This is a genomic window from Gordonibacter sp. (assembly GCF_036667095.1).
In the GTDB taxonomy this organism is placed as follows: domain Bacteria; phylum Actinomycetota; class Coriobacteriia; order Coriobacteriales; family Eggerthellaceae; genus Gordonibacter.
Genome location: NZ_JAVWUP010000171.1, coordinates 1 through 713, shown reverse-complemented (window position 1 = coordinate 713; position 713 = coordinate 1). Strand labels below are relative to the sequence as shown.

Genomic DNA, 713 nt, shown 5'->3' with positions numbered 1-713 from the left:
CGACCTACAAGAAGATTTCACCTTCACAGCTCCCGGGCAAAACTCCTCTTTTTTTGAGAAACTAGTTAAATCGACATCGAGTCTCTTCGCAAGCGTGGAAGATATACACTATCAACTGAAAAGAACGCGAGAAGAGCTGGCTCGCTCCATCGAAGAGGACCGCACCGCACGAGGGCAGCTTGAAAAGGGACTCAAGGACTACCCCGCCGACCTTCTTACCCTCAAAGCGTATTTGCAGGAGTATTAGCCGATGTCGTAGAGGTTGCAGACGAGCACTGGCGCAACACCCTCGAGGGTTATCTGGGCATGCAGAAGTTTTATCTCTTGGTGGACGAAAGCGACTACCAAGAGGCACAACACCTTTTCCACCAGTACAAGAAGGAGCACGGCGTCAAGCAATACGGCCTCGTCGACATCGACAAACTCCGCGCCAACGAACAACGCGAGCAAACAGCCGACTCCTTGGCTAAGCAGGTCGAAACAAACGATCCCGTTGCCCGAGATTACCTCGACTACCTATTGGGGCGTGTGACATGCTGCGAGGAAGTTGCTCGCTTACGCCAGCATCGCATAGCCGTCACTGCGGAGGGAATGCTCTACCAAGGGTATGTGCTGCGCGCCCTTTCGCAATTCCAATGCACCAACCACTATCTGGGAAAAAACGCCATCGAACAGCGCAAACTCTTCATTCAAAATCGCATTGACGAACATAT

Annotated in this window: 1 protein-coding gene and 1 pseudogene; both read left to right on the top strand. The window is 52.0% G+C overall.

The window, feature by feature from the left end; all coding sequences use genetic code 11:
• Positions 1 to 247, top strand: a 247-nt coding sequence (locus RR842_RS11655) for a hypothetical protein (RefSeq protein ID WP_332729823.1), incomplete at its 5' end; no start/stop codon positions are given.
• Between the two features lie 44 nt (positions 248 to 291).
• Positions 292 to 713: pseudogene (locus RR842_RS11650) on the top strand (hypothetical protein); the annotation flags it as partial.